This is a genomic window from Nocardioides sp. (assembly GCF_035703625.1).
Taxonomy (GTDB): Bacteria; Actinomycetota; Actinomycetes; order Propionibacteriales; family Nocardioidaceae; genus Nocardioides.
Genome location: NZ_DASSXS010000101.1, coordinates 1 through 5,727 on the forward strand (window position 1 = coordinate 1; position 5,727 = coordinate 5,727).

A 5,727-nucleotide genomic window follows, 5' to 3' on the forward strand; every position below is an offset into this window, starting at 1 on the left:
GCCTTCCGCGCCTCCCGGGCCCTGATCGACACGCTCAAGGCGGAGGTCCCGATCTGGAAGCACCAGCGGTTCGCCGACGGCACGGACGAGTGGGTCGGCACCCCCTGACCCGTTGAATCGGGGATTCCCGACCCTTGAGAAAGGGATTCCCGTCGGCTGCGTGACACAAAGCCCCGACTCAACGGTCACGAATCCCCGACTCATGTGACGCTTTTCCCCGACTCAACGGGTCCGCGTTTCTGCGGCCATCGACACCACCCAGCCCCTAGCCTCGTTCCGTGGAGATCCTGCTCTGGCTCGTGCCCCCGGCCGTCGTCACGGTCGTGGCCATGCTCTGGGTCTCCTGGCTGGGTCGTGAGGGACGCGGAGAGGTGGACCGGGAGGTCGCCGTACGCCGCCTGGCGCAGGCGCTGCAGAAGGAGCCGCCAGCCCACACCAGCACCCGCCCGACGCCGACCCGGGACCGCAGCACCGGGATCGCCGTACGACCCTCCCGGTCGCCGGGCGCCGGCCACCCGGGCTCGGGTCTGCCCCGACGATCCGCCTGACTTTCCGCAGGTGAAACACTGATTCCATGACGCAGCGCACCTGGGCCGGGCTGCTGGCCGTGCCGTTGCTGATCGCGCTGTGGGCGATCGCGTTGCTGACCCCGCTGCCGTTCGTGACCTACGAGCCGGGGCTGACCGTCGACGTCCTGGGCGCACGGGACGGCAAGGAGATCATCCAGGTCGAGGGTCGCAAGACCTACCGGGACGACGGCGAGCTGCGCCTGACCACGGTCTACGTCACCCGCCCGGAGAGCGACGTCAACCTGATCCAGGTGATGGAGGGGTGGATCAGCTCCGACGAGGCGGTCTACCCGAAGCGGGTGGTCTATCCGCCCGGCGAGACCGACGAGGCCAGCCGCAAGGAGGGCGCGCTCGAGATGGTGAGCTCCCAGGACGCCGCCGTCGCCGTGGCGCTCACCGAGCTCGGCATCGACTTCGGTGAGGCCACGAAGGTGTTCGCGGTGGATCCCAAGGCGCCGGCCGGGGGCGTGCTCGAGGTGGGAGACCTGGTCCGGTCGGTCAACGGCGAGCCAATCACCACTCCCTCCGACCTCGAGAAGGCGGTGCTGGCTGCCGGTCCGGGAACGGAGATGGACCTGACGGTCGAGCGTGCCGGGACCGAGCGGACGGTGAGCCTGACGCCGGAGGAGAAGGACGGCAAGGCGCGCATCGGCATCGAGATGCTGCCCAGCTACCGGTTCCCGTTCCAGGTGACGGTCGGGATCGACGAGCGGATCGGCGGACCGAGCGCGGGGCTGATGTTCTCGCTGGGCATCTACGACACGCTCACGCCGGGCTCGCTGACCGACGGCGGCGTGATCGCCGGCACCGGGACGATCGCGCCCAACGGGAAGGTCGGCCCGATCGGCGGGATCCAGCAGAAGATCGCGGCCGCCCGCCAGACCGGGGTGGAGCTGTTCCTGGTCCCGGCCGCCAACTGCCGCGAGGCGCTGGGCGCAGCGTCCGGCGACATGAGGCTGGTCCGTGCCGCGACCATGCACGACGCAGTCGACGCGCTCGAGACCTGGGCCGAGGATCCCGAGGCCAGGCTGCCGGCCTGCACGGGGGAGGCGTCGTGAACGACCTGGACGTCGACCCCGCCCTGGCCTCCGCCGTGCTCGAGATCGAGACCCACATCTCCGAGGCCGGTTGGGACCAGCCGGCCCGGCTCTACGCCCTCGTCGAGACCGCCCGGATCGTCGAGCACGAGCCGGCCCTGGCCGCGGCCATGGGGCTGGACTCCTCGGCCGCCCAGGGGTCGCTGACGCCTGTGGAGCAGGACCAGATGGCCCCGGACACCCCCCTCGAGCGGGTGCTGGAGTCGGTCACCTGGCCGCCGTCGGTGTCCGGCTGCGCCGCCGTCGTCGAACGGCTGGTGCTGCCACCGGAGGTCGACGCCGACATCCCCGAGGATCCCGCTGACGCGGAGCGATTCGCCCGCGAGCACCCCGATCGGCAGGAGGTGCGGATCGTGGCGGGCGCCACGCGTGGAGGGTCGACGTACTGTGCACTCAGAATGCGGGCGCACGACGACGACCAGTCCGTGGTCGGCGCCAGTGATCTCGTGCCGGGGCTGCTGCAGCTGCTGGCCGCCACCCTGGAGGACGACGAGTGAGCAACCTGTTCGACGACGACCCGCGCCGGCCGACCCCACCGCGGCAGACACCGCCACCGCGGCGATCTCGTGCGCTGGTGATCACGGCCTCGGTGCTCGTGGTCGGCTTCTTCGCGCTCACCACCTCGGCCGGATTCTTCACCGACCGGATGTGGTACGGCGCCGTCGGGTTCCCCCAGGTGTTCAGCACGCTGTTCTGGACCCGCGCCGGACTGTTCCTGGTCTTCGGCGCGTTGATGGCCCTGGTCGTCGGCGCCAACATGTACCTCGCCTACCGCCTGCGGCCGGTGTTCCGGCCGAACTCTCCGGAGCAGACGGGGCTCGATCGCTATCGCGAGGCCGTCGACCCGATCCGCACCTGGCTGCTGGTGGGCGTCGCGGTGCTGCTCGGGCTGTTCGCCGGGGCGTCCGCGTCGGGCCAGTGGCGTGAGTACCTGCTCTGGCGCAACGGCACCGACTTCGGCAGCACCGACAAGTACTTCGATCGCGACATCGGCTTCTACGTCTTCGACCTCCCGTGGCTCCACTACCTGGTCGACTCGGTGATGGCGTTCACCGTGGTCGCCGTGCTGATGGCGGCCCTCGTGCACTACCTCTACGGCGGGGTCCGGCTGCAGACCAGCCACGACCGGCTCTCCGGGCCGGCCCAGGCACAGCTGTCGGTGCTGGTGGGCGTGTTCGTGCTCGCGAAGGCGGGCGACTACTGGCTGGACCGCTTCGACCTCGTGCACCAGAGCGGCCAGCTGATCACCGGCGTGACCTACACGGACGACCACGCCGTCCTGCCCGCCAAGAACATCCTGATGGCGATCGCGGTCATCTGCGCGGTGCTGTTCTTCGCCAACGTGCTGCGTCGCACCTGGCTGCTGCCTTCGGTCGGTCTCGCGCTGCTGGCGCTGTCGGCGATCCTGCTCGGGATGATCTGGCCCGGCGTCGTCCAGCAGTTCCAGGTCGCCCCGACCGAGGCGGACAAGGAGGCGGAGTACATCAAGGCGAACATCGACGCAACGCGGGCTGCCTACGACCTCGAGGACGTGAAGATCGACGACTTCACCAGCGAGGTGTCCCTCGCCACTGCCCAGCTGGGGATCCTCAGCGCCCAGGCCTCGACGATCCCGCTGGTCGACCCGAAGCTGGTCGCCGAGACGTTCGAGCAGCAGCAGCAGGTGCGTGCCTACTACTCCGTCTCCCCGGTCCTCGACGTCGACCGGTACCGGATCCAGGGCGAGGACAGGGCGCTCGTCCTCGGCGTGCGCGAGCTCGACCAGAGCGGCATCACCGAGGGCGACCGCAACTGGCTGAACCTGCACACCGTCTACACCCACGGCAACGGGGTCATTGCCGCGTTCGCCAACCAGCGTCCCGAGGACAACTCGGTCGAGCGCGGCGGGATCCAGTGGGCCGAGGGCCAGCAGGCCAACGAGGACGCCCTCTCCAACCTCTTCCCCGACGGCTACGAGAGCCGCGTCTACTACGGCGAGCAGAGTCCCGACTACTCGATCGTCGGCAAGGTCCCCGGTGGCAACGACGTCGAGCTCGACCTCGGCAACACGAGTGAGGACGACCAGGACGAGACGACGACGTTCGACGGTGACGGCGGCGTCAAGGTCGACTCGCTGCTCGACCAGCTGCTGTACGCCGTCAAGTTCGGCGACCCCAACTTCCTCCTCTCCGAGCGCGTCAACGAGAACAGCAAGGTGCTCTACTACCGCCAGCCGCTCGAGCGCGTCGAGAAGCTGGCTCCGTGGCTCACGCTCGACGAGGACCCCTACCCGGCCGTGATCGACGGCCGGATCAAGTGGATCCTCGACGGCTACACCACCACCGACCGCTACCCGCTGTCGCAGAAGGAGTCGTTCGACGAGATGACCGACGACTCGCTCGACGACGGGTCGCAGTTCGGGACGCTGCCGACCGACGAGATCAATTACATGCGCAACGCCGTGAAGGCGACCGTGGACGCCTACGACGGCAGCGTGAACCTCTACGCCTGGGACGAGTCCGACCCCATCCTCAAGGCCTGGCGGGGTGCGTTCCCCGGGACCGTTCAGGACCGTGAGGACATCCCCGACAGCCTGATGGACCACCTGCGCTACCCCGAGGACCTGTTCAAGGTGCAGCGCTACCAGTTCGCGCGGTACCACGTCACCGAGGCGCACGACTTCTACACGGGCAACGACCGTTGGGAGGTCCCCCAGGACCCGGAGGTGCGGGGCAGCTACCAGCCGCCGTACCGCATGTTCCTGGAGCAGCCGGGGGAGTCGCGCTCCTCGTTCGCGCTGACGTCGGTCTTCGTGCCGAGGGGCAAGAACAACCTGGCCTCGTTCGTCTCCGTGGACTCCGACGCCACCAGTGACAGCTATGGCGAGATGCAGGTCCTCCAGCTGCCCAACGAGCAGACGCCCGGCCCGGGGCTGATCGCCAACGAGATGACCACCAGCGAGAACGTCCGGACGGAGCTGCTGGCCTTCCAGTCCGGCGGGTCCAAGCCGATCTACGGCAACCTGCTGACGCTGCCGATCGAGGACGGGCTGATGTACGTCCAGCCGGTCTACGCCATCCGTGAGCTGTCCGACGCGAGCTTCCCCGAGCTGGAGTTCGTGATCGTCTCGTACGGCGACCAGGTCGGCATCGGCACCACCATGACCGAGGCGCTCGCGGACGTGCTGGGCGTCGATCCCGACATCTCCACCGCCGGCTCCGACGGCGGGAGCGACGGCGGGGGCAACGGTGGCCAGCCCACCGGCGACGTGGCCGCCCAGATCCGCGAGCTGCTGGACCGGGCCCAGGTCGCGTTCGACGAGGCCGACGCCGCCCTGGCGGACCGCGACCCGGTCACCTACGCGGAGAAGGTCGAGGAGGCGCGCGCGCTCGTCGAGCGCGCGGTCGGCCTGGCCGAGCAGAGCCGGCAGCCGGCCTCGCCCGCGCCCGGTGGCTGACGCACACCGCTCGGGAGCGTGAGCTGCCAGCGACCGGGGCCCGATTTTGTCCGGCCCCGGGCGATCCCGTAGGGTTGTCATCACCGACGCGGGGTGGAGCAGTTCGGTAGCTCGCTGGGCTCATAACCCAGAGGTCGCAGGTTCAAATCCTGCCCCCGCTACGAATTTCAGGCTCGGAATCTACGGATTCCGAGCCTGAAAGCATTTAGAGACTTGATCGAGTGTCCACTTAGTGACGGGTTTCCCGGACAGTTGGCTCAGCCGCGACCCCGGGTGACGTACACGACGACGCCCCGTCACCGGGGGCAGCCAGCGCATGGCTATGCGGGTCCGACATGACCCACCTGACAACCATGACCGCCAGCCGCGCCCTCGACAGGATCGCCGACTGGCAGACCGCCCTGCGCGCCGAGAACAAGAGCCCCGGCACGATCTTCATCTACGCCGACGGTGCCACCCGGTACCTGCGCTGGTGCGCCGACGGCGACCTCCTGCCGATGAGCCGCGCCGTGCTCAACTCCTGGATCGCCGGGTTACTTGACGACGGATCGTCGCCTGGCACCGCCCGCATCCGTCAGCTCGCCGTACGCCGCTTCGCATTCTGGCTTACCGCCGGCGGCGAGAT

At 69.1% G+C, this 5,727-nt stretch carries 4 protein-coding genes, 1 tRNA gene and 1 pseudogene; all 6 read left to right on the forward strand.

The annotated features are described in order from the left end of the window. Positions 1 to 278 precede the first annotated feature (278 nt). Positions 279 to 548, forward strand: a complete 270-nt coding sequence (locus VFN12_RS05080; protein WP_325117518.1) for a hypothetical protein — start codon at positions 279 to 281, stop codon at positions 546 to 548. Positions 549 to 574: 26 nt separating this feature from the next. Then, positions 575 to 1,627, forward strand: coding sequence for a YlbL family protein (locus VFN12_RS05085; protein WP_325117519.1), 1,053 nt, complete (start codon positions 575 to 577; stop codon positions 1,625 to 1,627). Beyond that, positions 1,624 to 2,163 carry a PPA1309 family protein gene (locus VFN12_RS05090; protein ID WP_325117520.1) on the forward strand — a complete coding sequence of 180 codons (540 nt, stop codon included), beginning with the start codon at positions 1,624 to 1,626 and terminating at the stop codon, positions 2,161 to 2,163. The genes VFN12_RS05085 and VFN12_RS05090 overlap by 4 nt, the downstream gene beginning before the upstream one ends. Then, on the forward strand, positions 2,160 to 5,102 hold the full coding sequence (locus VFN12_RS05095) for a UPF0182 family protein (RefSeq protein ID WP_325117521.1): 2,943 nt from the start codon (positions 2,160 to 2,162) through the stop codon (positions 5,100 to 5,102). The genes VFN12_RS05090 and VFN12_RS05095 overlap by 4 nt, the downstream gene beginning before the upstream one ends. Positions 5,103 to 5,189: 87 nt before the next feature. Continuing rightward, positions 5,190 to 5,263 (forward strand) — tRNA-Met (locus VFN12_RS05100). Positions 5,264 to 5,437: 174 nt separating this feature from the next. After that, positions 5,438 to 5,727, forward strand: a pseudogene (locus VFN12_RS05105) (hypothetical protein); the annotation flags it as partial.

Bases quoted from the DNA above. Each gene is read 5' to 3' on its own strand.
- VFN12_RS05085 (WP_325117519.1), top strand. From the start codon at position 575: ATGACGCAGCGCACCTGGGCCGGGCTGCTGGCCGTGCCGTTGCTGATC.